Source organism: Streptomyces sp. NPDC050528 (assembly GCF_044457795.1).
Taxonomy (GTDB): Bacteria; Actinomycetota; Actinomycetes; order Streptomycetales; family Streptomycetaceae; genus Streptomyces.
Genome location: NZ_JBITHH010000002.1, coordinates 368,538 through 394,546, shown reverse-complemented (window position 1 = coordinate 394,546; position 26,009 = coordinate 368,538). Strand labels below are relative to the sequence as shown.

General features: G+C 71.1%; 29 protein-coding genes. 21 read left to right on the top strand and 8 right to left on the bottom strand.

Annotated features, from left to right (window positions below; all coding sequences use genetic code 11):
• Position 1: 1 nt before the first annotated feature.
• Together ACIBK4_RS09160 and ACIBK4_RS09155 are read right to left on the bottom strand one after the other, a co-directional pair.
• Entirely contained in the window at positions 2–1,135 is a 1,134-nt protein-coding gene (locus ACIBK4_RS09160) for a hypothetical protein (protein WP_398993622.1), read from the bottom strand.
• A 138-nt stretch (positions 1,136–1,273) separates the two neighbouring features.
• Positions 1,274–2,851 (bottom strand): oxidoreductase, encoded by a 1,578-nt coding sequence (locus tag ACIBK4_RS09155; RefSeq protein ID WP_398993620.1) that lies wholly within the window; start codon positions 2,849–2,851, stop codon positions 1,274–1,276.
• A 171-nt stretch (positions 2,852–3,022) separates the two neighbouring features.
• Here ACIBK4_RS09155 and hisD point away from each other — a divergent pair, with 171 nt between their 5' ends.
• From hisD to ACIBK4_RS09105, 10 genes are all read left to right on the top strand, one after another.
• On the top strand, positions 3,023–4,345 hold the full coding sequence (gene hisD, locus ACIBK4_RS09150) for a histidinol dehydrogenase (RefSeq protein ID WP_398993618.1): 1,323 nt from the start codon (positions 3,023–3,025) through the stop codon (positions 4,343–4,345).
• Positions 4,342–5,451 (top strand): histidinol-phosphate transaminase, encoded by a 1,110-nt coding sequence (locus tag ACIBK4_RS09145; RefSeq protein ID WP_398993616.1) that lies wholly within the window; start codon positions 4,342–4,344, stop codon positions 5,449–5,451. Before hisD ends, ACIBK4_RS09145 begins: the two co-directional genes overlap by 4 nt.
• A complete protein-coding gene (hisB, locus tag ACIBK4_RS09140) occupies positions 5,448–6,041 on the top strand; it encodes an imidazoleglycerol-phosphate dehydratase HisB (RefSeq protein ID WP_043675308.1) in 594 nt (197 codons plus the stop codon). Before ACIBK4_RS09145 ends, hisB begins: the two co-directional genes overlap by 4 nt.
• Positions 6,038–6,202 (top strand): hypothetical protein, encoded by a 165-nt coding sequence (locus ACIBK4_RS09135; protein WP_366432314.1) that lies wholly within the window; start codon positions 6,038–6,040, stop codon positions 6,200–6,202. The genes hisB and ACIBK4_RS09135 overlap by 4 nt, the downstream gene beginning before the upstream one ends.
• Complete coding sequence (hisH, locus tag ACIBK4_RS09130) at positions 6,193–6,852, top strand: imidazole glycerol phosphate synthase subunit HisH (RefSeq protein ID WP_366432313.1); 660 nt, start codon at positions 6,193–6,195, stop codon at positions 6,850–6,852. Before ACIBK4_RS09135 ends, hisH begins: the two co-directional genes overlap by 10 nt.
• Positions 6,852–7,580, top strand: coding sequence for a bifunctional 1-(5-phosphoribosyl)-5-((5-phosphoribosylamino)methylideneamino)imidazole-4-carboxamide isomerase/phosphoribosylanthranilate isomerase PriA (gene priA, locus ACIBK4_RS09125; RefSeq protein ID WP_328683917.1), 729 nt, complete (start codon positions 6,852–6,854; stop codon positions 7,578–7,580). The genes hisH and priA overlap by 1 nt, the downstream gene beginning before the upstream one ends.
• Positions 7,577–7,987, top strand: a complete 411-nt coding sequence (locus ACIBK4_RS09120; protein WP_398993612.1) for a RidA family protein — start codon at positions 7,577–7,579, stop codon at positions 7,985–7,987. Before priA ends, ACIBK4_RS09120 begins: the two co-directional genes overlap by 4 nt.
• Positions 7,984–8,739 carry an imidazole glycerol phosphate synthase subunit HisF gene (gene hisF, locus ACIBK4_RS09115; RefSeq protein WP_365307692.1) on the top strand — a complete coding sequence of 252 codons (756 nt, stop codon included), beginning with the start codon at positions 7,984–7,986 and terminating at the stop codon, positions 8,737–8,739. Before ACIBK4_RS09120 ends, hisF begins: the two co-directional genes overlap by 4 nt.
• A gap of 123 nt (positions 8,740–8,862) precedes the next feature.
• Positions 8,863–9,450 carry an ArsR/SmtB family transcription factor gene (locus ACIBK4_RS09110; RefSeq protein WP_398993610.1) on the top strand — a complete coding sequence of 196 codons (588 nt, stop codon included), beginning with the start codon at positions 8,863–8,865 and terminating at the stop codon, positions 9,448–9,450.
• 22 nt (positions 9,451–9,472) lie between these two features.
• Entirely contained in the window at positions 9,473–10,834 is a 1,362-nt protein-coding gene (locus tag ACIBK4_RS09105) for an MFS transporter (protein WP_398993608.1), read from the top strand.
• A 33-nt stretch (positions 10,835–10,867) separates the two neighbouring features.
• Here the strand turns inward: ACIBK4_RS09105 and ACIBK4_RS09100 are convergent, their stop codons facing one another.
• Positions 10,868–11,503, bottom strand: coding sequence for a TIGR03085 family metal-binding protein (locus ACIBK4_RS09100; protein ID WP_398993606.1), 636 nt, complete (start codon positions 11,501–11,503; stop codon positions 10,868–10,870).
• A gap of 82 nt (positions 11,504–11,585) precedes the next feature.
• Here ACIBK4_RS09100 and hisI point away from each other — a divergent pair, with 82 nt between their 5' ends.
• The 11 genes from hisI (at position 11,586) to lgt (ending at position 20,544) form a co-directional block, all read left to right on the top strand.
• On the top strand, positions 11,586–12,020 hold the full coding sequence (hisI, locus tag ACIBK4_RS09095) for a phosphoribosyl-AMP cyclohydrolase (protein WP_398993604.1): 435 nt from the start codon (positions 11,586–11,588) through the stop codon (positions 12,018–12,020).
• An 11-nt stretch (positions 12,021–12,031) separates the two neighbouring features.
• Complete coding sequence (locus tag ACIBK4_RS09090; protein ID WP_398993601.1) at positions 12,032–13,510, top strand: anthranilate synthase component I; 1,479 nt, start codon at positions 12,032–12,034, stop codon at positions 13,508–13,510.
• Positions 13,511–13,562: 52 nt separating this feature from the next.
• Positions 13,563–14,204, top strand: coding sequence for a TIGR02234 family membrane protein (locus ACIBK4_RS09085; protein ID WP_366432305.1), 642 nt, complete (start codon positions 13,563–13,565; stop codon positions 14,202–14,204).
• Between the two features lie 234 nt (positions 14,205–14,438).
• Positions 14,439–14,687 (top strand): HGxxPAAW family protein, encoded by a 249-nt coding sequence (locus tag ACIBK4_RS09080; RefSeq protein ID WP_318015744.1) that lies wholly within the window; start codon positions 14,439–14,441, stop codon positions 14,685–14,687.
• Positions 14,688–14,788: 101 nt separating this feature from the next.
• Positions 14,789–15,256, top strand: a complete 468-nt coding sequence (locus tag ACIBK4_RS09075) for a DUF2752 domain-containing protein (RefSeq protein WP_366432304.1) — start codon at positions 14,789–14,791, stop codon at positions 15,254–15,256.
• Positions 15,257–15,382: 126 nt separating this feature from the next.
• Entirely contained in the window at positions 15,383–16,192 is an 810-nt protein-coding gene (gene trpC / locus ACIBK4_RS09070) for an indole-3-glycerol phosphate synthase TrpC (protein ID WP_366432303.1), read from the top strand.
• A 22-nt stretch (positions 16,193–16,214) separates the two neighbouring features.
• Positions 16,215–16,457 carry a tryptophan biosynthesis modulator TrpM gene (trpM, locus tag ACIBK4_RS09065; RefSeq protein WP_398993598.1) on the top strand — a complete coding sequence of 81 codons (243 nt, stop codon included), beginning with the start codon at positions 16,215–16,217 and terminating at the stop codon, positions 16,455–16,457.
• A gap of 58 nt (positions 16,458–16,515) precedes the next feature.
• Positions 16,516–17,799 carry a tryptophan synthase subunit beta gene (gene trpB / locus ACIBK4_RS09060; RefSeq protein ID WP_398993596.1) on the top strand — a complete coding sequence of 428 codons (1,284 nt, stop codon included), beginning with the start codon at positions 16,516–16,518 and terminating at the stop codon, positions 17,797–17,799.
• Entirely contained in the window at positions 17,796–18,611 is an 816-nt protein-coding gene (trpA, locus tag ACIBK4_RS09055; RefSeq protein WP_398993594.1) for a tryptophan synthase subunit alpha, read from the top strand. The genes trpB and trpA overlap by 4 nt, the downstream gene beginning before the upstream one ends.
• 90 nt (positions 18,612–18,701) lie before the next feature.
• Positions 18,702–19,481: a DsbA family protein gene (locus ACIBK4_RS09050; protein WP_398993592.1), complete on the top strand. Its 780-nt coding sequence runs from the start codon at positions 18,702–18,704 to the stop codon at positions 19,479–19,481.
• 103 nt (positions 19,482–19,584) lie between these two features.
• Entirely contained in the window at positions 19,585–20,544 is a 960-nt protein-coding gene (lgt, locus tag ACIBK4_RS09045; RefSeq protein ID WP_398993590.1) for a prolipoprotein diacylglyceryl transferase, read from the top strand.
• 57 nt (positions 20,545–20,601) lie between these two features.
• Here the strand turns inward: lgt and ACIBK4_RS09040 are convergent, their stop codons facing one another.
• Genes ACIBK4_RS09040 through ACIBK4_RS09020 form a run of 5 tightly spaced genes read right to left on the bottom strand, consistent with a single transcriptional unit; the run spans position 20,602 to position 26,009 of the window.
• Complete coding sequence (locus ACIBK4_RS09040) at positions 20,602–21,414, bottom strand: HpcH/HpaI aldolase/citrate lyase family protein (RefSeq protein ID WP_398993588.1); 813 nt, start codon at positions 21,412–21,414, stop codon at positions 20,602–20,604.
• Complete coding sequence (locus ACIBK4_RS09035; RefSeq protein WP_398993586.1) at positions 21,411–22,610, bottom strand: CaiB/BaiF CoA transferase family protein; 1,200 nt, start codon at positions 22,608–22,610, stop codon at positions 21,411–21,413. Before ACIBK4_RS09035 ends, ACIBK4_RS09040 begins: the two co-directional genes overlap by 4 nt.
• The gene (gene rbsK / locus ACIBK4_RS09030) at positions 22,607–23,503 is read right to left on the bottom strand and encodes a ribokinase (protein ID WP_398993584.1); all 897 of its coding nucleotides are present in this window, start codon (positions 23,501–23,503) and stop codon (positions 22,607–22,609) included. The genes ACIBK4_RS09035 and rbsK overlap by 4 nt, the downstream gene beginning before the upstream one ends.
• Complete coding sequence (locus ACIBK4_RS09025) at positions 23,500–24,855, bottom strand: ADP-ribosylglycohydrolase family protein (RefSeq protein WP_398993582.1); 1,356 nt, start codon at positions 24,853–24,855, stop codon at positions 23,500–23,502. Before ACIBK4_RS09025 ends, rbsK begins: the two co-directional genes overlap by 4 nt.
• Positions 24,843–26,009, bottom strand: a complete 1,167-nt coding sequence (locus tag ACIBK4_RS09020; protein ID WP_398993580.1) for an ADP-ribosylglycohydrolase family protein — start codon at positions 26,007–26,009, stop codon at positions 24,843–24,845. The genes ACIBK4_RS09025 and ACIBK4_RS09020 overlap by 13 nt, the downstream gene beginning before the upstream one ends.

The window sequence follows — 26,009 nt, the reverse complement described above, 5'->3', positions numbered from 1 at the left end:
CCTAATGGTCGCCGGAGCGCGCACGTCCGCCGTGCTCACTCCGTGGATACCCGGGTGCGTCCTCGAAGGCCCACGGCTGCGTCGGAATCGCCCGCAGAACGGGGGGAACCGGGCCTCCGAGGGGGAGATCCGAGGCCACCGCGATGCGTACACCGTCGCGTATTTCCAGGAACTGGCCGAGCGGGTCGTCGGAGATCCGGTCCCAGGGGAACGACGTGGCGTACGGGCCGATCAGGCGGAGCTGGTCCAGCGCGTCCGGCCAGCGTTCCAGGCGGATGAGGACGTACGTGAGGAGGTTGCGGACCTCGGCCGGCCATGGGTCGGCCGCCGCGTACGTCGCCGAGAGGGTGATCGCCAGGTCGGCCGCCGCGTCCAGGCGGGCCCGGGGCACCGTGGTGCCGCAGCCGTCGGTCAGGCAGGCGAAGGCCGCGCGGACCGGCAGCGCCTGGACGAGCGAGCCGGGCAGGGCGTCCTGCGCGGCCGGCTCGGCGAAGTCGAAGCACGCGCGGTGGGAGCAGCGGGCGGTGTGGGGCGCGTTCCCCGACTGTGTGCGGCAGGCCGCCGACAGGTACTGCAGGGCGGCCACATGGCAGCCGTAGTGGTGCGGGGAGCGGCGGACCGCCTCGCCCCACAGCCGTTCGAACTCGGCGTGCCCGGCGTTCGTGCCCCGCGCCCGGTCCAGGGCGATGCGCCACGGCACCGGGTCGCGCGGCTCGGCCTCGGCCGCCGCCGTGATCAGCGGGCTCAGCTCGCGCAGCAGCTCGGCGCGGGCCGGTGACTCCCAGCCGCGGTCCATCGCCAGCTGTGCCGTGAGGAGGAGCGCGTCCGGGTTCCGCGGGGCGGCCGCGCACCAGTCGTCCAGCCACTCGGGGCGGCAGCGGGCGAACGCGGCGAGCCGGCGCGTGTGGCGGTCGCGGTCCTCCCACTCGGCGGCCGCGCGCGTGGCGGCCAGCAGCTCGGACGCGGGGCCGTACTCGCCGCGTCCGGCCGCGACCAGCGCGGGGCCGAGCCGGTCGTCGGGCGCGTCGAGGAGGACCTCGTCGTCGGCCGGCAGCCCGGCGGCGAGCCGCGAGGTGTTCCTTGCCATCCGGGCGGTACGGATGAACGCGCGCAGCAGAGCCATGGTGTCGACCATTGAAAGACCGTGGATCGGCGTGCGCCAGAGCGATTTAGTACCCGGCTGAAAGTTGTACGCACTCTGGTCAAGCCCAGGCAAAAGGTGACTGTTGCTCACCTGTTCGAGTGCTGTGCGCGCGGGCTCCGAGGAGGGTCCCTAACCGCGCCTGAGCAGCCGTGTGGCGCCCGCCGCCACCGTCGTCGCCAGGATCCACCCCAGCAGGATCAGCGCCACCGACAGCCACTGCCAGCCGCCGTGCAGCTGCCACTGGCCCACCTGCCCCAGGTCGATCACCGGCAGCAGCAGGTCCAGCGCGAACAGGGCTGGGCTCCACGGCGGATGCCCGTTCCCGTTCACCGGCGCGTGGTCGGCGTGCGCGAAGGCCAGCGAACTCGCCGCCCACAGCACCGCCATCCATACGGCCGCCCGGCCCGGCCGGTACCCGTAGGCGACCGTCCAGTCCTGCACGACCCCCCACACCTTGGCCGCGAGCGGCAGGCTCTCCCGGCGCCGCCGCTGCTTGGCCAGCAGCACCTCCCGCGCGTCCACGTCCTCACCGGCGTTCCGCAGCACGGTCGCGAGCCGCTCGTACGGCTCCGGGTTGTACTCGGCGGTCGCCGCCGCCACCCAGTCGAGGCGGGTGTCCAGCGGGAACGGGCCCTGCGGTACGAGGTTCTCGTACACGAAGCCGCCCATGTGCAGGTTGCCCGGACCCGGCCAACTCCCCGCCTGGTCGATCAGGTTGACGACCCGCGCTCCCGACAGCACCACCTTGCCGCGCCGCGGCCGCTCCCCGAGGAAGCGCAACTCGGGCGCCTGGATCCGCAACAGCGACAGCTCCTGGTCGTCCGTGAACGTGAACCGGGCCCGCTCCAGGTCCACCGCGTCCCCGAACCGCCCGTCGTCCAGCCGCACCCCGCCCTGGCACGAGAAACGCTGAATACGCGTCCCGCGCGCGGGAGTTGTGCCGCTCAGCCAGGGGCCGCCGACACCGGCCGGGGTCAGGTACAGGGTGCGGCCCACGGTCAACTGGGGTGCGTTCAGGGCGAGTCGGCTGTACGGATTCGCCAGCCGGGCCCCGCGCAGGCTCAGCGAGACGCCCACCTTGGCGCTGCGCAGGCTCAACTCCCCGTGCGATTCCAGGAGTTCGGCCTGAAGGTCCTGGCCCACGGTCATGCCGTCGGCGGCGATCGAACGTCCGGTGCGGTCCCGGTAGACGATCGCCTGGTTCAGCAGCAGATCGGTGCCGATGTGCGCGTCGGTCAGCCGCACCCCGTTGTGGAAGCGGCAGCGCGGCAGATGGAGGTCACCCTCCGTGTGCACCCGCGCCGCCTCCAGCCGGGGCACCGAGCAGTCCACCAGCCGTACGGTCTGGAAGCGGGCCTCCGGCAGCAGCACCTCCCGCTCGAAACGGCAGCCCTTCAGCTCGACGTACGGCGTGACGGTGCCGCCCGCCAGGTCCAGCACGCCGCTGATCTGCACGCCGGTGAGTTTCAGGGACGCCACCCGGCCCGACAGCGCGGGCGGTCCGTCGAGGAGCAGCCAGCACACGAACCGTGCCCGCACGGTCCGCTCCGGGCCCCACGGATGTCCGCCGTGCGGATCGTCGACGACACTGTCGCCGCTGCTCAGGTCGTACACGCTGCCATTGCGGAAGGCCTGCCACATACCGGCCTCGGCGGCGGTCGCATCGTCCGGCACATCCCCCGCGCGGATGCCGACACCCTCGGTCACTGCTCTTTCATCCCTCTCGGCTACTCACGGGTTTCGCACAGCAGTTCATGCCCGCTGAGTAACCCCCGGAACACTAGACGTGAAGGGGATCTTCCGGGTTCCGGCCACGTTCTGTATCAGCCATTGATACGCGCGAACGGTGCCCGATCTCAGTCTGAGAGAATTGGCCCCGTGATCTCCCGAATCGATCTGCGCGGTGACGCCCTCCCCGAAGGGCCCGCCCTGCGCGACCTGCTGCCCCGAGCCGACTTCGACGTCTCGGCCGCCCTGGAGAAGGTGCGGCCGATCTGCGAGGCCGTGCATCATCGGGGCGACGCGGCGCTGATCGACTTCGCCGAGAAGTTCGACGGCGTGCGGCTTGAGCAGGTGCGGGTCCCGGTCCAGGCGCTCAGCGACGCGCTGGAGCAGCTCGACCCGGAGGTGCGCGCGGCCCTGGAGGAGTCCATCCGGCGCGCCCGGCTCGTCCACCGCGAGCAGCGCCGTACGACCCACACCACGCAGGTCGTACCGGGTGGCACGGTCACCGAGAAGTGGGTGCCGGTCGACCGGGTGGGGCTGTACGCGCCCGGCGGTCGGTCGGTCTACCCCTCGTCCGTGATCATGAACGTCGTCCCGGCCCAGGAAGCCGGAGTCGGCTCCGTCGCGCTCGCCTCCCCGCCGCAGGCGGACTTCGGCGGCCTGCCGCACCCGACGATCCTCGCCGCGTGCGCCCTGCTCGGCGTCGACGAGGTCTACGCCGTCGGCGGCGCCCAGGCCGTCGCGATGTTCGCCCACGGCACCGAGTCCTGCGCCCCGGCCAACATGGTCACCGGCCCCGGCAACATCTGGGTCGCCGCCGCCAAGCGCTACTTCACCGGCAAGATCGGCATCGACACCGAGGCAGGCCCCACCGAGATCGCGGTCCTCGCCGACGACACCGCCGACCCGGTGCACGTCGCCGCCGACCTGATCAGCCAGGCCGAGCACGACCCGCTCGCCGCCGCCGTCCTCGTCACGGACTCCGTGACGCTCGCGGACGCCGTCGAGAAGGAACTCGAACCGCAGGTCGCGGCCACCAAGCACATCGAGGACCGGATCGCCCCGGCGCTGGCCGGCCGGCAGTCCGCGATCGTCCTCGTCGACGGCATCGACGAGGGCCTGCGGGTCGTCGACGCGTACGGCGCCGAGCACCTGGAGATCCAGACCGCCGACGCCGCTGCGGTCGCCGACCGGGTGCGGAACGCCGGCGCGATCTTCGTCGGACCGTGGGCGCCCGTGTCGCTGGGCGACTACGCGGCCGGCTCCAACCACGTGCTGCCGACCGGGGGTTGCGCCTGCCACTCCTCGGGCCTGTCCGTGCAGTCGTTCCTGCGCGGCATCCACATCGTCGACTACACGAAGGACGCGCTGGCCGACGTAGCGCATCACGTGGTGACGCTGGCGGAGGCGGAGGATCTGCCCGCGCACGGTGCGGCGGTCAAGGCAAGGTTCGGTTGGAAGGTGCCCGGCAAGTGAGCTTCGGAATCGACGATCTTCCCGTACGGGACGAGCTGCGCGGCAAGTCCCCGTACGGCGCGCCCCAGTTGGACGTCCCCGTACGGCTGAACACCAACGAGAACCCCTACCCGCTGCCCGAGGCGCTGGTCGAGCGGATCGCCGAGCGGGTGCGTGAAGCCGCCCGTGACCTCAACCGCTACCCCGACCGCGACGCCGTGGAGCTGCGCACCGGGCTGGCCAACTACCTGACGAAGACCGGGAGTTACCGGGTCGGCGTCGAGAACGTGTGGGCGGCCAACGGCTCCAACGAGGTCATCCAGCAACTGCTCCAGACCTTCGGCGGGCCCGGCCGTACCGCGATCGGCTTTGAGCCGTCGTACTCGATGCACGCGCTCATCGCGCGCGGCACGGGCACCGGTTGGATCTCCGGGCCGCGCAATGCGGACTTCACGATCGACCTCGCCGCCGCCGAGCGGTGGATCGCGGAGAACAAGCCCGACGTCGTGTTCGTCACGACCCCCAACAACCCCACGGGCAACGCGGTTCCGCCCGAGACGGTGCTCGCGCTGTACGAGGCCGCGCAGGCCGCCAAGCCGTCGATGGTGATCGTCGACGAGGCGTACATCGAGTTCAGCCACGGGGATTCGCTGCTGCCGCTGCTCGAAGGTCGGCCGAATCTCGTCGTCTCGCGGACCATGTCGAAGGCGTTCGGGGCGGCCGGGCTCCGCCTCGGCTATCTCGCCGCGCACCCGGCGGTCGTCGACGCCGTCCAACTCGTACGCCTGCCTTACCACTTGTCGGCCGTCACCCAGGCGACCGCGCTGGCCGCGCTGGAGCACACCGACACGCTGCTCGGGTATGTGGAGCAGCTGAAGAGTGAACGGGACCGGCTGGTGGGCGAGTTGAAGGCCCTCGGGTGTGAAGTCGTCGAGTCCGACGCGAACTTCGTGCAGTTCGGGCGGTTCGCGGACTCGCACACCGCCTGGCAGAAGATCCTCGACCAGGGCGTCCTGGTCCGGGACAACGGCATCCCGGGGTGGCTGCGGGTCTCCGCCGGAACCCCCGAAGAGAACGACGCGTTCCTCGACGCGGTCCGTGAGTTGATGAAGGAGCAGAGCACATGAACCGCGTAGGACGGGTTGAGCGGACGACCAAGGAGACCTCGGTCCTCGTCGAGATCGATCTCGACGGGCACGGCAAGGTCGACGTGTCGACAGGGGTCGGCTTCTACGACCACATGCTCGACCAGCTCGGCCGGCACGGTCTGTTCGACCTCACCGTGAAGACCGAGGGCGATCTGCACATCGACTCGCACCACACCATCGAGGACACCGCCCTCGCCCTCGGCGCCGCCTTCAAGCAGGCGCTCGGCGACAAGGTGGGGATCTATCGGTTCGGCAACTGCACGGTTCCGCTGGACGAGTCCCTCGCCCAGGTCACCGTCGACCTGTCCGGCCGCCCCTACCTCGTGCACACCGAGCCCGAGAACATGGCGCCGATGATCGGCGAGTACGACACCACGATGACCCGGCACATCCTGGAGTCCTTCGTCGCCCAGGCCCAGATCGCGCTGCACGTGCACGTGCCGTACGGGCGCAACGCGCACCACATCGTGGAGTGCCAGTTCAAGGCCCTCGCCCGCGCCCTGCGCTACGCCTCCGAGCGCGACCCGCGCGCGGCCGGCATCCTCCCCTCCACGAAGGGCGCGCTGTGACCGGCCTCTCCAGCCTCCTGATCGTCGTTGGACTCTTCCTCCTCGGCGGGGTCTACTCCTTCGTCAAGCAGAAGATGCCGGCGAGCCTCATCGTGCTGGTCTCCATCGGCGCGGGGATGTGTCTGGTCGCGGGGGTCATGCGGTTGGCGGTGTGGAATTGAGCGCAACGAAGAACGCGTCCAAGAAGGTCGTCGTCTTCGACTACGGCTTCGGGAACGTCCGTTCCGCCGAGCGCGCCCTCGCGCGCACGGGTGCCGAGGTCGAGATAACGCGTGACTACGACAAGGCCATGAACGCGGACGGCCTGCTGGTGCCCGGCGTCGGCGCCTTCGCCGCCTGCATGCAGGGCCTGAAGGAGGCGCGCGGCGACTGGATCGTCGGGCGCCGGCTGGCCGGCGGGCGCCCGGTGATGGGCATCTGCGTCGGCATGCAGATCCTGTTCGCGCGCGGCATCGAGCACGGCGTCGAGACCGAGGGCCTGGACGAGTGGCCCGGTTCGGTCGAGCCCCTCCAGGCCGAGATCGTGCCCCACATGGGCTGGAACACCGTTGACACCCCTGCGGGCTCCCAGCTCTTCGCGGGCCTCGACGCGGACGCGCGCTTCTACTTCGTGCACTCCTACGCCGTCCACGACTGGTCCCTCGAAGTCGTGAACCCGGCGATGCGCGCCCCCCTGGTGACCTGGTCGACGCACGGCAAGCCCTTCGTGGCCGCCGTGGAGAACGGCGCCCTGTGGGCCACGCAGTTCCACCCCGAGAAGTCCGGCGACGCCGGAGCGCAGCTGCTGAACAATTGGATCGGAACCCTCTGATGCCTTCGAAGCTCGAACTCCTCCCCGCCGTCGACGTCCGCGACGGCCAGGCCGTCCGCCTCGTCCACGGCGAGTCCGGGACCGAGACCTCCTACGGCTCCCCCCTGGAGGCCGCCCTCGCCTGGCAGAGCTCCGGCGCCGAGTGGCTGCACCTCGTCGACCTGGACGCCGCGTTCGGCACCGGCGACAACCGCAAGCTCATCGCCGAGGTCGCCGGCGCCATGGACATCAAGGTCGAGCTGTCCGGCGGCATCCGCGACGACGACACCCTCGCCGCCGCCCTCGCCACCGGCTGCACCCGGGTGAACCTCGGCACCGCCGCGCTGGAGACCCCGGAGTGGGTCGCCAAGGTCATCGCCGAGCACGGCGACAAGATCGCGGTCGGCCTCGACGTACGCGGCACGACCCTGCGCGGACGCGGCTGGACCCGCGACGGCGGCGACCTCTACGAGACGCTGGACCGCCTCAACTCCGAGGGCTGCGCCCGCTACGTGGTCACCGACATCGCCAAGGACGGCACCCTCCAGGGCCCCAACCTGGAGCTGCTGCGCAACGTCTGCGCGGCCACCGACCGCCCGGTCGTGGCCTCCGGCGGCGTGTCCTCCCTGGACGACCTCCGCGCCATCTCCGAGCTGGTACCCCTCGGTGTCGAGGGCTCCATTGTCGGGAAGGCCCTGTACGCGAAGGCGTTCACCCTGGAAGAGGCCTTGGAGGCGGTGGCCCGGTGACCGAGCTACGACGCATGTCGACCGGCGCGCCCTGGGAGGACGCCTTCGGCTACTCCCGCGCGGTGGAGCTGCCCAACGGCCTGGTGCTGGTCTCCGGGTGCACGTCGATAGTGGACGGCGAGATCGCCGGCGGCGGTCCCTACGAGCAGACGGTCAACGCGTTCAACGTCGCGTTCTCGGCGCTGGAGCAACTGGGTCTGGGCCCCGCCGACGTGGTGCGCACCCGCATGTACATCACCCACGCCCGGGACGTCGAGGACGTGGGCCGCGCACACAAGGAACTCTTCGACGCGATCCGCCCCGCCGCCTCGATGATCATCGTGTCCGGCTTCGTCGACCCGAGCCTGGTCGTCGAGGTCGAGGTGGAGGCGTACCGCTCCGGCGGGGAAGCCGGGGGGTCCGCATGACCCTGGCCGTACGAGTCATCCCCTGCCTGGACGTGGACAACGGCCGGGTCGTCAAGGGCGTCAACTTCCAGAACCTGCGCGACGCGGGCGACCCCGTCGAGATGGCCAAGGTCTACGACGCCGAGGGCGCCGACGAGTTGACCTTCCTGGACATCACCGCGTCCTCCGGCAACCGCGAGACGACGTACGACGTGGTCCGCCGCACCGCCGAGCAGGTCTTCATCCCGCTCACGGTCGGCGGCGGCGTCCGCACGGCCGAGGACGTGGACAAGCTGCTGCGGGCGGGCGCGGACAAGGTCGGCGTCAACACGGCGGCGATCACGCGGCCTGAGCTGATCCGGGAGATCGCGGAGCGGTTCGGGCGGCAGGTGCTGGTGCTGTCGGTGGACGCGCGCCGTACGGAGTCGGGTTCCTTCGAGGTCACGACCCACGGCGGCCGCAAGGGCACCGGCATCGACGCCGTCGAATGGGCGCACCGGGCGGCCGAGTTGGGGGCGGGGGAGATCCTGCTCAACTCGATGGACGCGGACGGTACGAAGGACGGCTACGACCTGGAGATGATCGCGGCGGTCCGCAAGCACGTGACCGTGCCGGTCATCGCCTCCGGGGGAGCGGGCAAGCTCGCGGACTTTCCGCCGGCGGTGGCGGCGGGGGCGGATGCGGTGCTGGCGGCTTCGGTCTTCCACTTCGGGGATCTGCGGATCGGGGAAGTGAAGCAGGCGCTGAGGGAAGCCGGACATCCAGTTCGGTGATCCTCTGAGCGGTGTTGTAAGCCCCGGCCGCCTGGCGGTCGGGGCTTACTTGTGGGCAGATGCGAAAGGAAAGTTGCGCAAGAAAGATTGCGCAACTTTCCTTTCGCATCTAACGTTGGGTGCATGACCTCGGACGACACCCGCGCCATCACCGATCTCGGGACGCTCAAGGCGTTCGCGCACCCGCTGCGCCTCAAGCTGTACCGGGCGCTGTACGTGGCCCGTACGGCGACCGCGTCGCAGCTCGCCGACCAGGTCGACGAGGCCGTCTCGCTGGTCAGCTACCACCTGCGCAAGCTCGCGGAGCACGGGCTGATCGAGGAGGCCGAGCAGCAGAGCGGTGACGGCCGGGAGCGCTGGTGGCGGACCGCCGCCGAGAGCCTGAGCGTGCGGCACGAGGACGTGAAGGACGCCCCCGAGAAGCTCGCCGCCCAGGGGGCGCTCGTGCGGTCGCTGCTGGAGCAGCGTGTCGACCTCTACCGGCGCCACCTCGACGAGTCCGAGTCCTGGAGCGACGAGTGGCGCTCGGCGGGCTTCGACGCCGAGTACCTCCCACGGCTCAACGCGCCCGAACTCGCCGAGCTCCAGAGCGAGTTGGACGCCGTGATCAAGAAGTACCAGGCCAGGGGACGGGCCGCCGAGCAGGCGGGCGACATCCAGGGCCGGGAGAACGTCGCGATCCACCTGTACGGCTTCCCGTTCCGCGCCTGAGCCCCGGAGAGGACGAACTCCCGTGCCCACCAAGCTCATAGCTCACGCCACAGCCACCGACAGACCCGCGCACCGCGACCCGAACGTCCTGCGCTGGCTCGGTGCGTACACGGCGTCCATGGTCGGCGACAACGTGTACTACATCGCGCTGTCCTGGGCGGCCGTTCAGCACGGCTCGCCCGCGCAGGCCGGTGCCGTGATGGCGGTGAGTGCCGTACCGCGTGCCCTGTTGATGCTGGGCGGGGGAGTGATCGCCGACCGGTTCGGGCCGCGCAGGGTGGTCATCGGGAGTGACACGGTGCGCTGCGCGGCCGTGCTGGCGGTGGCGGCGCTGCTGTTCCTGACGAGCCCGGGACTGTGGCCGCTGGCGCTGCTCGCCGTGGTGTTCGGGACGGTGGACGCCGTGTTCATGCCGGCGGTGGGCGCCCTCCCCGCGCGCGTGACGAGCCGTGACCAACTCGCGCGCGTGCAGGGCATGCGGGGGCTGGCGATCCGCTTCGCCAACGTCGTCGGCGGTCCGCTCGGCGGCCTCGGTGTCGCGGTCGGCGGTGCGGCGGCGGCGTTCGGGCTCGCCGGGCTGCTGATCGCGGTTTCGGTACCGTTGCTGATTTCCGTACGGATGCGGGAACTGGCCGTCGACGGCAAGGCCGACGCGAGCGGCGGCACCACCACTGCTGGTGATGGCGCGGCCGGTCGTGGCACCGCGCCCGGCGCAGTTGTCGTCAGCGCCGCCGACCCCGAAGCGGTCGGCGCCACGGCCCCCACCCACCCGACAACCGCCTTCGGCGACCTCCAGGCCGGCCTGCGCTACATCCGGGCCCACCGTGTCCTCGCCCCGCTGATGCTGGCCATCGCGTTGGGCGACCTCGGCTTCGTCGGCCCGCTCAACGTGGGACTGACGCTGCTCGCCGACGAACGCGGCTGGGGCGCCTCCGGCATGGGGTGGGTGCTCTCCGGCTTCGGCACGGGTGCCGGGGCCGCGGCCCTGCTGCTGACCGTGCGGGGCCGGCTGCCGCACGCCGGGCAGGTCGCCGGTTGGTCGATCATCGCCGGGTCCGTCGCGATAGGCGCCTTGGCCTACGTCCCGACTGTCCTCGCGGCGGTAGGCATCGCCCTGCTCATCGGGCTGCTCGCCGGTCTCAGCGGCGCGATGTGCGGGGCCCTGCTGCAGACCCACTCCGACCCCGCCTACCTGGGCCGCGTCACCGCCGTGTCCAGCCTGGCCAGCCTCGGCTTCGCACCGCTCAGCATGCCGTTGTCGGCGGCGGCGATCGGGGCGTGGGGCACGGGCCCGGTGTTCGTCGGCAGTGCGGTGGTCTGCGGTCTGGGCGGGGTCATCGCGCTGTGCGTCCGCGACCTGCGGCGGGCCGAACTGCCCGGCTGATCCGGCCTGTTGACCCGCCCTGAGACCGCGGGCTCAGATCCCCAGCTGCTTGGCCTCCTGGAGCTTGGCGATCGCGTTCTCGTCGCCGTCCAGTTCCACCTTGGCCACGCTCTGCCGCCCGTGGGCGAACAGCAGCAGCTCCGAGGGCTCACCGGTCACCGTCACGACCGGCGCCCCCTTGTGGGCGACCGCCGTCTGACCGTCGGGGCGGCGCAGCACCAGCCCGGTCGGCGCGGAGCGGCCCATCAGCCGGGCCATGCGCTCCAGACGGGACCACAGGGCGTCCTGGAACACCGGGTCCAGCTCGCGCGGCGTCCAGTCATCCTGCGCCCGCCGTACGTCCTCCGTGTGGACGTAGAACTCGACCGTGTTGGACGCCTCGTCGAGCTGCTTGAGCTGGAACGGCGAGAAACGCGGCGGGCCGGTACGGATGAGCTGGATCAGCTCCTCGTACGGCTTCGCCGCGAACTCCGTCATCACCCGCTCCAGTCGCGGCGCGAGCTGCTTGATCATGATGCCGCCGGCGGCATCCGCGCGGCGCTCGCGCACCACCACGTGCGCGGCGAGGTCCCGGGTCCGCCACCCCTCGCAGAGAGTCGGGGCGTCCGGGCCCGCGGTCTCCAGGAGGTCGGCGAGAAGAAGTCGTTCACGCTTGGCGAAGGTCGACATACCGTCAGCCTACGACCGCCACCCCGGTCCGCACAGTGGACGCCCGGCCGGGACTGTCAGTGGGGCGCGGCACAATGGCCCCATGACCAGCACGCCCTCACCCAGCAGCCTCGATCCCGATATCGCCGCCCGCCTCAAGCGCAGCGCCGACGGGCTCGTCCCCGCGATCGCCCAGCAGTACGACACCGGTGAGGTGCTCATGCTCGGCTGGATGGACGATGAGGCGCTGCACCGCACCCTGACGACGGGCCGCTGCACGTACTGGTCCCGCAGCCGCCGGGAGTACTGGGTGAAGGGCGACACCTCCGGCCACTTCCAGCACGTCAAGTCGGTCGCCCTGGACTGCGACGCCGACACGGTCCTCGTGAAGGTCGACCAGATCGGCGCCGCCTGCCACACCGGCGCCCGCACCTGCTTCGACGCGGACGTGCTGCTCAAAGAAGACCTCGAAGAAGGCTTCAACACAGGCCTTCTTAAAGAAGGTGCTGATTCCGGCACCCCCGCCTCGGATCAGTAGGGTCAGCCGCCATGGACCTTGAGACGTTCCGCAAGCTGGCCACCGACCGTCGCGTCATCCCGGTCACCCGCAAGCTCCTCGCCGACGGCGACACCCCGGTCGCGCTCTACCGCAAACTGGCCGCGGAGCGCCCCGGCACCTTCCTCCTGGAGTCCGCGGAGAACGGCCGCTCCTGGTCCCGCTATTCGTTCGTGGGCGTGCGCAGCGCAGCCACCCTGACATCCCGCGACGGGCAGGCCCACTGGCTCGGCACCCCGCCCGTCGGCGTCCCGGTGGACGGCGACCCGCTCGCCGCCCTGCGCGCCACCATCGAGACCCTGCACACCCCCCACCAGGAGGGCCTGCCGCCCTTCACCGGCGGCATGGTCGGCTATCTCGGCTACGACATCGTCCGCCGCCTGGAGAAGATCGGCCCGGGGGAGCGGGACGACCTCAAGCTTCCCGAGCTGACCATGCTCCTCACCAGCGACCTCGCCGTGATGGACCACTGGGAGGGCTCGGTCCTGTTGATCGCCAACGCGATCAACCACAACGACCTCGACACCGGAGTCGACGAGGCGTACTCGGACGCGATCGCCCGCCTGGACGCCATGGAGGCGGATCTCTCCCGCGCGGTTGCCCAGCCGCCCGCCCAGCTCCCGCCCTCCGAGCTCCCCGAGTACACCGCGCTGTGGGGCGGCCCCGACTTCAAGGTGGCCGTCGAGGACATCAAGGAGCGCATCCGCGCGGGCGAGGCCTTCCAGGTCGTCCCCTCGCAGCGCTTCGAAACCCCGTGCACGGCAAGCGCGTTGGACGTCTACAGGGTGCTGCGGGCGACCAACCCGTCGCCGTACATGTACCTGTTCCGCTTCGACGGCTTCGACGTGGTCGGCTCCTCCCCCGAGGCCCTCGTCAAGGTCGAGGACGGCCGCGCGATGGTCCACCCCATCGCCGGCACCCGGCACCGCGGTGCGACCCCGCAGGAGGACCAGGCCCTCGCCGACGAACTCCTCGCCGACCCCAAGGAACGTGCCGAACACCTCATGCTGGTCGACCTCGGGCGTAACGATTTGGGACGCGTCTGCGAGCCCGGCTCGGTCGAGGTCGTCGACTTCATGTCCGTCGAGCGGTACTCCCACGTGATGCACATCGTCTCGACGGTGACCGGCCGCGTGGCCCCCGGCCGCACCGCCTTCGACGTTCTCACGGCCTGCTTCCCGGCCGGCACCCTCTCCGGCGCGCCCAAGCCCCGCGCGATGCAGATCATCGACGAACTGGAGCCCTCCAGAAGGGGGTTGTACGGCGGCTGCGTCGGCTACCTCGACTTCGCGGGCGACTCCGACACCGCCATCGCCATCCGTACGGCCCTCCTCCGCGACGGCACCGCCTACGTCCAGGCGGGCGCCGGCATCGTCGCCGACTCGGACCCCGAGCTGGAGGACCAGGAGTGCCGCAACAAGGCGGCGGCGGTCCTCCGCGCCGTGCACACGGCGAACCGACTCGGGCAATAGGACGAGGGTCATATGAACCCCGGGTGACGGTTCGCCCGGGGTTCGAGCGATAGTGGACTACGTGACTGCTGCTGTTCCTCACCCCCGTTCCGAAGGCGAAGGCCCCGCGCGCGCCGGCCGCCGCAGCCTCGCCGTGGCCCTGCTGAGCGGTGCGCTCGGCGCGGCCGTGGCCCTGCTGGCCACCCGTCAGCGCTGGTCGATGGGGACCGCGACGGTGGCCGGCGACGCGTTCCCGCTGTCCGCCAAGGGCAGCGACGTCACGGGTGTGCCCGCGGCGCTCGCCATAGTGGGCCTCGCCGCGCTCGTCGCCGTCTTCGCGGTCCGCCGTACCGGCCGCTTCGCGGTCTCCGCCCTTCTCGCGCTCTCCGGCGCGGGCATCGTCGCCGCGGCGCTGCTCGGTGCGACGGACAGCTCCGCGCTGGACGACAAGGCGGCGCAGGCCTCCGGCGATACCTCGTCCGTCGTCCACGCCTTCGACCACACTGCCTGGCCGTACGTTGCTGCGGTGGGCGGCGGCCTGATCCTGCTGGCTGGTCTCCTCGCCCTCCTCTACGGTCGCCGCTGGCCCGCGATGTCGGGCCGGTACGAACGCAATGGCACGCCTCGCCCGCGGCGGGCTCCCGTGGTGGACCCTGACCGCCCCGAGGACATCTGGAAGGCCTTGGACCGCGGTGAGGACCCCACCGGGGCGTAAGCGCTCCGCTGGAGAGGCTAGGAAGCGTCCGTCGTTGGTTGGCTGCGGCGCCGTTGGAGCTGGTCGCGCCCGCGCGGCGGTAGCCGCAAATCAAATACAGCCCCGCGCCCCTGACGGGGCGCTGCCGAACTGGAGCGGACACGGGGCCACCCCGAAGCAGCGCGCACGCGCGCGTGCGGAACAATGAAGCGTGAGCGTCTGCTCACACACGTACACAGCAACGAGGAGCACGTCATGGCGGGCAACAGCCACGGTCACACTTTGGCCGCCTGGACCGGTACGACCATCGTCTTCATCGGGTTCCTGGTCGCCGGCGCCTTCATGGTGATGGCGCAGCCGGCCGGTTTCTGGGCCGGGATGGGGATCACGGTCGTCGGTGGCATCGTCGGCTGGGTCATGAGCGCGATGGGAATGGGCATGCCCAAGGACCGTCCCCAGGACCTGACCGAGCTGCTCGGCAAGACGGCGCACGCCGACAGCTGAGCCGCGCGGCTGTCAGCCACCACTTCGTGGAGGGGCGGTCCCGGGAGCACCGGGAACCGCCCCTCACGCGCGCGTGCCGCACGAAAGGGCCAGGGGGCACAATGCGAGACGTGAACGCCGACAGCCAGAGCGTGCCGAAACCGCGCGCCCCCGGTACCGCCCCCGCTTCCGCCTCCGTGCTGAACCGCGTCGCCGTGCCCGCGGCCGTCCTCGCGGCCGTGGCCGGATCCTTCGCCTACGTCGGCGCGGTCGACCCGAACCAGCCGGGCCACTACCCCGTGTGCCCCCTGTACCGCTTCACCGGCCTGTACTGCCCTGGCTGCGGCGGCCTGCGCAGCGCGCACGAGTTCATCCACGGCGACTTTCTCGCCGCACTCCAGGACAACGCGATCGCCGTGGTGGGCTATCTGGCCTTCACGGTCGTATGGACCGTCTGGGTGGTCCGTGCGGCGCGCGGCCGGCCCGCGCGGATCGAACTCGGCCGGGTCCAGCTGTGGGGTCTGGGCGCGTTGGTGCTGGTCTTCACGGTTGTCCGGAACCTGCCGTTCGGTGGCTGGCTACATCCTTGATCAACCGGCACATGTCCAGGTAGTGGGACCGGCGTCAACCGGATGCGAGGGCTACGCCTTCCTCCGGATACCATCGTTGTCAGATGTGACCATGGCTTTTCCACCGTCCGGAAGGGGGCCGCTCGCGTGAGTGTGCTCGACGAGATCATCGACGGAGTCCGTGCCGACCTGGCGGAACGGCAGGCGCGCGTCAGCCTCGACGAACTCAAGGAGCGCGCGGCGAAGGCTCCCGCTGCCAAGGACGGCGTCGCGGCCCTGCGCGGCGACGGCGTCAAGGTCATCTGCGAGGTCAAGCGCTCCAGCCCCTCCAAGGGCGCGCTGGCCGCGATCGCCGACCCGGCGGGCCTCGCCGCGGACTACGAGGCGGGCGGCGCCGCCGTCATCTCCGTCCTCACCGAACAGCGCCGCTTCGGCGGCTCCCTGGCCGACCTGGAGGCCGTCCGCGCGCGGGTGGACATCCCGGTCCTGCGCAAGGACTTCATCGTCACGTCGTACCAGCTCTGGGAGGCCCGGGCCTACGGCGCCGACCTCGCCCTGCTGATCGTCGCGGCCCTGGACCAGCCCGCCCTGGAGTCCCTCATCGAGCGCGCCGAGTCGATCGGCCTCACGCCGATCGTCGAGGTCCACGACGAGGACGAGGTCGACCGCGCGGTCGACGCCGGCGCGAAGATCATCGGCGTCAACGCCCGCAACCTCAAGACCCTCGAGGTCGACCGCGGCACCTTCGAGCGCGTCGCCCCCGAGATCCCCGACCGCATCGTCAAGATCGCCGAGTCCGGCGTCCGCGGCCCCCACGACCTCATCGCCTACGCCAACGCAGGCGCCGACGCGGTCCTGGTGGGCGAGTCCCTGGTCACCGGCCGCGACCCGAAGTCGGCGGTGTCGGATCTGGTGGCGGCGGGCGAACACCCCGCACTGCGACACGGCCGCAGCTGATCACCCGGTAGAGTTTTCCGCGATGACTCCGACGACCTCTCCCACGGACCGGTACGCCCGCCTGGCGCGCGGCTGCCGTCCTCGTGGTTGCCGTGCGCCCGCACGCCGGGTGCACGGCCGCAGAGTGCGGTACGTCATCGGAGACGAACCCGGGCAAGTGAACGGCATGCGATGGCAGCAGGCCTTTAGGGGCGCGGGGCAGTATTTGATTTGCGGCTACGGCCGCGCGGGCGCGACCAGCCCCAACGGGCCCGCAGTCAACTAACTACCCCTGCCCCCACGGCGTTTAGTGTTTTTCCACAAACTCACCGTGAGGTTTCCGCATGCCCAGCGAGTTCTTCATCCCAGACCCCGACGGCCAAATCCCCAGCGCCGAGGGCTACTTCGGCGCATTCGGCGGCAAGTTCATCCCGGAGGCGCTCGTCGCCGCCGTGGACGAGGTAGCCGTCGAGTACGACAAGGCCAAGCACGACCCCGAGTTCGCCCGCGAGTTGGACGACCTCCTCCTCAACTACACCGGCAGGCCAAGCGCGTTCACCGAGGTACCCCGGTTCGCCGCGGAGGCGGGTGGCGCGAGGATCTTCCTCAAGCGCGAGGACCTGAACCACACCGGCTCGCACAAGATCAACAACGTCCTCGGCCAGGCCCTGCTCACCAAGCGCATGGGCAAGACCAGGGTCATCGCGGAGACCGGCGCCGGCCAGCACGGTGTCGCGACCGCCACTGCCTGCGCCCTGTTCGGCCTCGAATGCACCATCTACATGGGCGAGATCGACACCCAGCGCCAAGCGCTGAACGTGGCCCGGATGCGCATGCTCGGCGCCGAGGTCATCGCCGTGAAATCCGGCAGCCGCACCCTGAAGGACGCGATCAACGAGGCGTTCCGCGACTGGGTCGCCAACGTCGACCGCACGCACTACCTCTTCGGTACGGTCGCCGGCCCGCACCCCTTCCCCGCCATGGTCCGCGACTTCCACCGGGTCATCGGCGTCGAGGCCCGCCGGCAGATCCTGGAGCGCGCCGGACGCCTCCCCGACGCGGCGATCGCGTGCGTAGGCGGCGGTTCGAACGCCATCGGCCTGTTCCACGCCTTCATCCCGGACGCGGACGTCCGCCTCATCGGCTGCGAGCCCGCCGGACACGGCGTCGAGACGGGCGAGCACGCGGCCACGCTGACCGCGGGCGAGCCCGGGATCCTGCACGGTTCGCGGTCCTACGTCCTCCAGGACGAGGAGGGCCAGATCACCGAGCCGTACTCGATCTCGGCTGGTCTGGACTACCCGGGCATCGGCCCCGAGCACTCCTACCTCAAGGACAGCGGACGCGGCGAGTACCGCGCGGTCACCGACGACGCGGCCATGCAGGCCCTGCGCCTGCTGTCGCGCACCGAGGGCATCATCCCGGCCATCGAGAGCGCCCACGCGCTCGCCGGTGCGCTGGAGGTCGGCAGGGAGCTGGGCAAGGACGGGCTGATCGTCGTCAACCTGTCCGGGCGCGGCGACAAGGACATGGACACGGCCGCGCGCTACTTCGGCCTGTACGACACCGATGCCGAAGTCGCGGCGAACACCGCCGACGTCGCGGAGATCGAGGGGGACGCCAAGTGAGCGGGAACATTCAGCTGCTGTCCGACACCCTCGCCGCCGCCAAGGCCGAGGGACGCGCCGCGCTCATCGCCTATCTCCCGGCCGGGTTCCCGACCGTGGACGGCGGCATCGAGGCGATCAAGGCGGCCTTCGACGGCGGCGCCGACATCGTCGAGGTGGGCCTCCCGCACAGCGACCCCGTCCTCGACGGTCCCGTCATCCAGACCGCCGACGACATCGCCCTGCGCGGCGGCGTCAAGATCGCGGACGTCATGCGCACGGTCCGCGAGACGCACGCGGCGACCGGCAAGCCGGTACTCGTCATGACGTACTGGAACCCGATCGACCGCTACGGAGTCGAGCGTTTCACCGCCGAGCTGGCCGAGGCGGGCGGCGCGGGCTGCATCCTGCCCGACCTGCCCGTGCAGGAGGCGGGGCTGTGGAGGGAGCACGCGGAGAAGCACGGGCTCGCCACGGTCTTCGTGGTCGCGCCCAGCAGCAAGGACGCCCGCCTCGCCGAGATCACCAAGGTCGGCACCGGCTTCGTCTACGCCGCCTCCCTCATGGGCGTCACCGGCACCCGTGAGTCGGTCGGCGCGCAGGCGCAGGACCTCGTCGAGCGCACCCGGGCCACCACCGACACGCCCGTGTGTGTCGGACTCGGTGTCTCGAACGCCCGGCAGGCTGCTGAGGTGGCCCGCTTCGCGGACGGCGTGATCGTCGGCTCGGCCTTCGTCAAGGGGATGCTGGACGCGCCGGACGACGCGGCCGGCGTAGAGGCGGTCCGCGCACTCGCGGCCGACCTCGCGAAGGGCGTGCGCGGACAGGCGTAGCGCATCGGCGTAAAGGAACAACCGTCCCCCGTATGGGTGGACCTGGGACCGGGGAGGCGCGCTGCGCCTCCCCGGTTCGTTCTGCGGGGTGTGAGCGAGAAGAACCGTGACGGAAAGCGCACCGCCCGCGAGCGGCTGGCGGTCGAGCGTGAGAAGCAGAAGGCCTCGGAGAGGCGGCGGCGCACGCTGATCGTGGCCGCCAGCGTCGTCTGCGTGCTGGGTCTGGCATCGGTGATCGGCGTCCTCGCCGCGAACCATGGCAAGGACGACAGCGGCAGCAGCAAGGCGGGCCCCCTGGTGGCACCCTCAGGGGCGACCGGCAAGGACAGCCTGGCGATCCAGGTCGGCAAGGACAGTGCCAAGCCGACGCTCACGGTGTGGGAGGACTTCCGCTGCCCGGCCTGCCAGGCCTTCGAGACGGCGTACCGCTCGACACTGCACGAGCTGACCGACTCCGGGCAGCTCAAGGTGCAGTACCACCTGGTCACGATCATCGACGGCAACCTCGGCGGCACCGGCTCCAAGCGCGCGGCCAACGCGGCGGCCTGCGCCCAGGACGCCGGAAAGTTCCGCGACTACCACGACGTGCTGTACGAGAACCAGCCCAAGGAGACGAACGACGCGTACTCCAGCAACGCCAAGCTGATCGAGCTGGCGGGCAAGGTCAGCGGCCTCGACACGCCCGCCTTCCAGAAGTGCGTCAACAGCGGTACGCATGACAGCTGGGTCCTGAAGTCGGCCGCCGCGTTCCAGGCCGGCGGATTCACCGGCACCCCGACCGTCCTCTTCGACGGCAAGAACATCTACGCGGACCAGACGATGACCCCGGCGAAGCTGAAGCAGCTGGTCCAGGCGGCGAACAAGGGGTGACAACGGGTAAGCGCGCGGGCCGGTTTTCACACCGGCCCGTTATGGAGCCGTAGCCGGGCCGCTTGCCGAGGTCACGGTCCGGCACGGTAGCGTCGACCCTGCCATGGAACTTGCCTACATTCCCAGCCCGTCGCGCGGGGTCATCCACCTCGGCCCCATTCCGCTGCGCGGCTACGCGTTCTGCATCATCATCGGCGTTTTCGTCGCCGTCTGGCTCGGCAACAAACGCTGGGTCGCCCGCGGCGGCAAGGTCGGGACGGTGGCCGACATCGCTGTCTGGGCCGTGCCGTTCGGCCTTGTCGGCGGTCGCCTCTACCACGTGATCACGGACTACGAGCTGTACTTCAGCGAGGGCCGCGACTGGGTGGACGCCTTCAAGGTGTGGCAGGGCGGCCTCGGCATCTGGGGCGCGATCGCCCTCGGCGCGGTGGGCGCGTGGATCGGCTGCCGCCGCCGTGGCATCCCGCTGCCGGCCTGGGCCGACGCGCTGGCCCCCGGCATCGCCTTCGCCCAGGCCATCGGCCGCTGGGGCAACTGGTTCAACCAGGAGCTCTACGGCCGCGAGACGCACCTCCCCTGGGCGCTGCACATCACGTCCTCGACGGACGGCCGCGTCCCCGGCTACTACCACCCGACGTTCCTGTACGAGTCCCTGTGGTGCGTCGGCGTCGGCTTCCTCGTCATCTGGGCCGACCGCCGCTTCAAGCTGGGCCACGGCCGGGCGTTCGCGCTGTACGTCGCCTCGTACTGCGTCGGCCGCGGCTGGATCGAGTACATGCGCGTCGACGACGCCCACCACTTCCTGGGCCTGCGGTTGAACGACTGGACCGCGATGATCGTCTTCCTCCTCGCGGTCCTCTACTTCGTGATCTCGGCGAAGAAGCGCCCGGGCCGCGAAGAGGTCGTCGAACCGGACACGGACACGGATGCCTCCGGCGGTGAGACCGAAGGTGACAGTGCGGCGGCATCGGAGGAGGAGCCGAAGGCCGAGGCTGAGGACGACGCCGCGGAAGCGACGGAAGACGTCAAGGAAGACGAGCCCGAGTCGGCGAAGAAGAGCTGACGGCTGGTTCTACGACGATGAGGGCGCCCCCTGTCCGACGGGGCGCCCTCATCGTCTTCAGGTTCGGCGGGCCAGGGACAAGGTGCGCTGGGCTGCCGTCACCACCGCCGCGTCGATGAACTGACCGTTCGGGAGCGCTTGGGCTCCTTCCTCCTCCGCAGCCGCCTTGATGATCGTTTCGGCTTGTTCGATCTCCTGGATGGTGGGGAGATAAGCCTGCTCGATGACGGGGAGCTGGCGGGGGTGGATGGCCGTGCGCCCCAGGAAACCCAGGGCACGGCCGTGCGCGCAGGAGGCCGCAAGACCCTCCAGGTCGCGGATGTCCGGGTGGACGGACTGGGGCGGCGGAGCCAGTCCCGCCGCCCGCGCGGCGACGATCACCCGCGACCGGGACCAGTCCAGGCCGGAGTCGTCGCGTACGCCCAAGTCGGCCCGTAGATCCGCCTCGCCGAGCGCGACGCCGTGCACGGAGGGATGCGCGGCGGCGATCGCGAAGGCCCGCTCGATGCCGAGGGCTGTTTCCAGGAGGGTGTACAGGGGGAGGTCGCGGGCCTTCTCCGCTACGGCTACGACGTCCTCCGGGGACGTCATCTTCGGGAGCCGCAGGCCGGACACACCTGGGAGGGGTGCGAGGGTGCGGAGGTCGTCGGCGGCCCAGGGGGTGTCCAGGGCGTTCACGCGTACGTGGACGGTGAGTTGGGGTTCTGAGAGAAGCTCCGCTGTGGCCGCGCGGGCGTACTCCTTGCGGTCCGGGGCGACCGCGTCCTCCAGGTCCACGACGACCACGTCGGCGCCGGCGGCGAGGGCCTTGGCGACGATCGGGGGGCGGTCGCCGGGGACGTAGAGCCAGGTCAGGGGGTGCGCCGTCACAGGGCGCCCGCCTGGCGGAGGGTGGTCAACTCGGCGTCGGTCAGGCCGAGTTCGGACAGGACCGTGTCCGTGTCGGCGCCGTGCGGGCGGCCGGTCCAGCGGATGGCGCCGGGGGTGGCGGAGAGGCGGAAGAGGACGTTCTGCATGCGGAGCGGGCCGAGTTCGGGGTCGTCGACGGTGGTGATCGTGTCGAGGGCCTGGTACTGCGGGTCCGACATCACATCCCGCACGTCCTGGATGGGGGCGACCGCCGCCTCCGCCTTCTCGAACGCGGCCAGCACCTCCGTGCGGGTGCGTTGCGCGATCCAGTCGCCGACCGCCGCGTCCAGGACGTCGGCGTGCCGGGCCCGGTCCGCGCCCGTCGCGAACCACGGTTCGCCGATCAGCTCCGGGCGGCCGACCAGGCGCATCACGCGCTCGGCGATCGACTGGGCCGAGGTGGAGACGGCGACCCAACTGCCGTCAGCCGTACGGTAGGTGTTGCGCGGGGCGTTGTTCTGGGAGCGGTTGCCGGTGCGCGGCTGGACGTGGCCGAGCTGGTCGTACCAGAGGGGCTGGGGGCCCAGCGCGGTGAGGATGGGTTCGATGATCGCCATGTCCACCACCTGGCCTTCGCCCGTGCGGTCGCGGGCGGCGAGGGCCGTCATCACCGCGTACGCCGTCGCCAGGCCCGCGATCGAGTCGGCGAGGCCGAACGGCGGGAGCGTCGGGGGCGCGTCCGGTTCGCCGGTGATCGCGGCGAAACCGCTCATCGCCTCGGCCAGGGTGCCGAAGCCGGGGCGGTGGGCGTAGGGCCCGAACTGGCCGAAGGCGGTGACCCGGGCGAGCACCAACTTCGGGTTGGCGGCGGACAGTTCGGCCCAGCCGAGGTCCCATTTCTCCAGGGTGCCGGGGCGGAAGTTCTCGATGATCACGTCGGCGGTCGCGGCGAGGCGGAGGAGGGTGTCGCGCCCGCCCGGCTTCGACAGTTCGAGGGTGATCGTGCGCTTGTTGCGGCCGAGGAGCTTCCACCAGAGGCCGATGCCGTCCTTCGAGGGGCCGTGCCCCCGGGACGGATCCGGTTTCGTCGGGTGCTCGACCTTGATGACCTCGGCACCGAAGTCGCCGAGCATGGTGGCGGCGAGGGGCCCGGCGAAGAGCGTCGCGAGGTCGAGAACACGCAGTCCCGACAAGGGAGTTGGGGTCGTCTCGGTCATGACGCGTACTGCTTGTCGATCTCCGCGCGGTACGGCATCGACGCCGTCGCCCCGGGCCGCTGCACGGACAGCGCCGCCGCCGCTGCCGCCCAGCCCAGCGCCTCCCGCATCGGGCGGCCCTCGGCGAGCGCCACCGCCAGCGCGCCGACGAAGGTGTCGCCCGCGCCGGTCGAGTCCACGGCGGTCACGCGGGGCGCGGGGACGATCAACGGCTCGGCGCCCCGGGCCGCGTACAGACTGCCCGCCGCGCCGAGGGTGACGATCACCTCGGGCACCTGGTCGAGCAGGGCCGCCGCTGCCTCGCGCGGGTCGGTGCGGCCGGTGAGGGTGGTGGCCTCGTGCTCGTTGGGGACCAACAGGTCTACGGCGGCGAGGAGTTCGGGGGGTAGGGGCTGGGCAGGCGCGGGCGTGAGGATCGTCCGGACTCCGTGGCGGCGGGCCGCCTCCGCGCCCGCGATCACCGCCGCGAGGGGGATCTCCAGCTGGAGGAGCAGGGCGTCGGCCGTGGCGATCGTGGCCTCGTCGCCGGGGGCGAGGTGGTCGACGGTGCCGTTGGCGGCGGGGATCACGACGATCGCGTTGCCGCCCTCGTCGTCCACGACGATGTGCGCGGTGCCGGACGGGCCCTCGACGGTGCGCAGATGGTCGGTGTCGACGCCGGAGTGCTCGAAGGTGGCGCGGAGTTGGGAGCCGTAGGCGTCGTTGCCGACCGCGCCCACGATGGTGACGTCGGTCGCGCCCGCGTGGGCCGCGGCGATCGCCTGATTGGCGCCCTTGCCGCCGGGGATCGTGCGGAACTCCCGTCCCGTCACGGTCTCTCCGCGCTGCGGGGCCTTCGCGACGTAGGCGACGAGGTCCATGTTCGTGCTGCCGAGCACGGCGATGTGGGTCATGGGCGGGCGGTCTCCTGGTGGGTGAGCCGGGCGAGGGTGTCGAAGCCGATGCCGTTGAAGTCGCCTACGGAGGTGGCGAGTCGGTTCTTGAGCGGGGCCGTCCAGCGGTCGGGGAGCGCGGTGTCCGAGAGGAGGGCGGCGATGCTGCCGACCGTCGCGCCGTTCGAGTCGGTGTCCCAACCTCCGGACACCGCACGGCAGATGGAGCCGGTGAAGTCGCCGTCCGCGTGGGTGAGGGCGGCGGCGATCAGGGCGGTGTTGGGGATCGCGTGGACCCAGTGGTGGGATCCGCTGTAGGTGGCGTGTAGTTGGTCCACCACCTCGTCGAAGTCCCGGTGTTTCCGGGCCAGTTGGAGGGCGTGGTGAACCGCCTTGGCCAGGCGGGAGTCGGGCGGGATCACCGTCAGGCCGGTGCGCAGGCAGGTGTGGATGTCGTGGGTGCCGGTGGTCGCGGTGGCGATGACGGCGGCCGTGAACATCGCCGCGTAGACGCCGTTCGCGGTGTGGGTCAACGTGGCGTCGCGGTGGGCCTGTTCGGCCGCGGCGGCGGGGTTTCCGGGGTTGGTCCAGCCGTGCACGTCGGCGCGGATCAGGGCGCCGATCCACTCGCGGAACGGGTTGCGGTGGCGGGCCGTTCGCGGGGGTTCCAGGCCGGTGAGGAGGTTGCGGTAGGCGATGCGTTCGGCGGTGAAGGTACGGCCTGCGGGGAGTTCGTCGAGCCAGAGCTTCGCCACGTCGGCGGTGGTGAAGTCCTTGCCGTGGCGTTGCAGCAACAGGAGGTTCAACAGGGGGTAGTTGAGGTCGTCGTCCTCGGGCATGCCGTCGATGTTCTCGGCGAGGGAGGTGGGGGCGGAGCGGCGGTTCCAGGGGTGGGCGGCGAGGAGGTCGGCGGGGACGCCCCGGGCGGTGAAGTAGGTGGTGAGGGGCCAGTTGCCGGTGGCGCGGGCGAGTTGGCGGATGCCGTCGAGGGTGATCTTCTCGACGGGTTTGCCGAGGAGGCAGCCGACGGCCCGGCCCAGCCAGGCGGCCTCGAAGCGGGCCGGGCGGGGTGGGGAAGTGGCTTGTGGGGTGGGCCAGTTGGGGCAGAGGGCGCGGATGCGGGCCAGGTCGGTGGGTTCCTGGTCCGTCAACCTGCTGGGCAGGTCAGCCAGTTCGTCCAGCAGGTCTTCCGCGAGCAACCGGAGGTAACGGGTGGGGGGTTGGGCCGAAGCGCCCGCCCGTTCCGGTGCCTCCGCACCGCCCGCCGCTCGCCAGCGCGCCGCGATCGCCGACGGTTCGCGTCCGTCCTGGGCGGCCTGGCGCAGCTCGTGGCCGAGCAGGTCCTCCGGCTGGACCCAGGTCAGTCGGAGCACTTCAGCCCTCCGATCTCGGTGAACGCGGCCTCGTGGGCCCGGCGTCGGAGGACATCGCGCTCGAAGAGTTCGCGGGTGACGGCGGTGAGGGTGGTGGCCGGTTCCCAGAGATCCAGGCGGCTGGCTTCGGCGACCGTCTTCGACCAGTCCTGCGGGATCGTGGAGCCGAGGGCACCGGCCACCGCGCCGGCCATCGTCGCGATCGAGTCGCAGTCCCGGCCGTAGTTCACCGAACCCAGCACCGCGTGGCGGTAGTTACCGCCGGAGACCACCAACATGCCCAGGGCGACGGGGAGTTCCTCGATCGCCTTGGTGCGGGAGGGTCGGCGGGCGTCCAGGGAGGGGGCGCGGTAGTCGGGGCCGACGGTGTCGTACGGCGTGATCGCTTCCCGCAGGGGAGCCAGCGCCGACTCGAAGTCCGAGTAACGGGCGGCCACTTCGCAGACCTTCTCGATGGCGGTGCGGGTGCCGTCCTTGGCCAGGGCGAGGCAGGCGGTCACGACCGAGTCGGGGGTGGCGCCCGGTACGCAGGCTGCGGCTACGGCCGCTGCGAAGACGCCCGCCGCCTCGCGGCCGTACGACGACTGGTGGGCGCCCGCGATGTCGAGGGCCTCGGCGTAAGCGGCCGCCGGATTGGCCGCGTTGACCAGGCCGACCGGGGCCATGTACATCGCGGCACCGCAGTTGACGATGTTGCCGACGCCTGCCTCGCGGGGGTCGACGTGGCCGTAGTGGAGGCGGGTCGCGAGCCACTTCTCCGCGAGGAAGATGCGCTGGAGGGGGATGGCCTCCGCCTCCAACTCCGGGATCCAGCGCGGGTTTCGCATCAGGTCGGGGACGAGGTGGTCGGCGATGGAGTAGGCGTCGAGGTGGTCGCGGACGGTCGCGTAGACCCGTACGAGGGCGTGGGTCATCAAGGTGTCGTCGGTGACGTGGCCGTCGCCCTTGTGGTACGGGGCGATGGGGCGGGCCGTGCGCCAGGCTTCGCCGTTCCAGGGGCCGACGATGCCGTGGACGCGGCCGGCGTGACGTTCGAGGATCTGGTCGGGGGAGTAGCCCTCGACGGGGCCGCCGAGGGCGTCGCCGACGGCGGCGCCCACGAGGGCTCCGGTGATCCTCTCCTCAAGGCTGCTTTCTGGTTCTTTGGGCGTCAT

What these genes read in the sequence shown, in the direction of transcription:
- ACIBK4_RS09160 (WP_398993622.1), bottom strand. Translation starts at nt 1,135, where the DNA reads ATGGTCGACACCATGGCTCTGCTGCGCGCGTTCATCCGTACCGCCCGG.
- ACIBK4_RS09110 (WP_398993610.1), top strand. Translation starts at nt 8,863, where the DNA reads ATGACCTCGGACGACACCCGCGCCATCACCGATCTCGGGACGCTCAAG.
- lgt (WP_398993590.1), top strand. Translation starts at nt 19,585, where the DNA reads ATGGAACTTGCCTACATTCCCAGCCCGTCGCGCGGGGTCATCCACCTC.
- ACIBK4_RS09020 (WP_398993580.1), bottom strand. Translation starts at nt 26,009, where the DNA reads ATGACGCCCAAAGAACCAGAAAGCAGCCTTGAGGAGAGGATCACCGGA.
- ACIBK4_RS09035 (WP_398993586.1), bottom strand. Translation starts at nt 22,610, where the DNA reads ATGACCGAGACGACCCCAACTCCCTTGTCGGGACTGCGTGTTCTCGAC.
- ACIBK4_RS09090 (WP_398993601.1), top strand. Translation starts at nt 12,032, where the DNA reads ATGGACCTTGAGACGTTCCGCAAGCTGGCCACCGACCGTCGCGTCATC.
- hisI (WP_398993604.1), top strand. Translation starts at nt 11,586, where the DNA reads ATGACCAGCACGCCCTCACCCAGCAGCCTCGATCCCGATATCGCCGCC.
- trpB (WP_398993596.1), top strand. Translation starts at nt 16,516, where the DNA reads ATGCCCAGCGAGTTCTTCATCCCAGACCCCGACGGCCAAATCCCCAGC.
- hisB (WP_043675308.1), top strand. Translation starts at nt 5,448, where the DNA reads ATGAACCGCGTAGGACGGGTTGAGCGGACGACCAAGGAGACCTCGGTC.
- rbsK (WP_398993584.1), bottom strand. Translation starts at nt 23,503, where the DNA reads ATGACCCACATCGCCGTGCTCGGCAGCACGAACATGGACCTCGTCGCC.
- ACIBK4_RS09100 (WP_398993606.1), bottom strand. Translation starts at nt 11,503, where the DNA reads ATGTCGACCTTCGCCAAGCGTGAACGACTTCTTCTCGCCGACCTCCTG.
- priA (WP_328683917.1), top strand. Translation starts at nt 6,852, where the DNA reads ATGCCTTCGAAGCTCGAACTCCTCCCCGCCGTCGACGTCCGCGACGGC.
- ACIBK4_RS09075 (WP_366432304.1), top strand. Translation starts at nt 14,789, where the DNA reads ATGCGAGACGTGAACGCCGACAGCCAGAGCGTGCCGAAACCGCGCGCC.
- trpM (WP_398993598.1), top strand. Translation starts at nt 16,215, where the DNA reads ATGACTCCGACGACCTCTCCCACGGACCGGTACGCCCGCCTGGCGCGC.
- ACIBK4_RS09080 (WP_318015744.1), top strand. Translation starts at nt 14,439, where the DNA reads ATGGCGGGCAACAGCCACGGTCACACTTTGGCCGCCTGGACCGGTACG.
- hisF (WP_365307692.1), top strand. Translation starts at nt 7,984, where the DNA reads ATGACCCTGGCCGTACGAGTCATCCCCTGCCTGGACGTGGACAACGGC.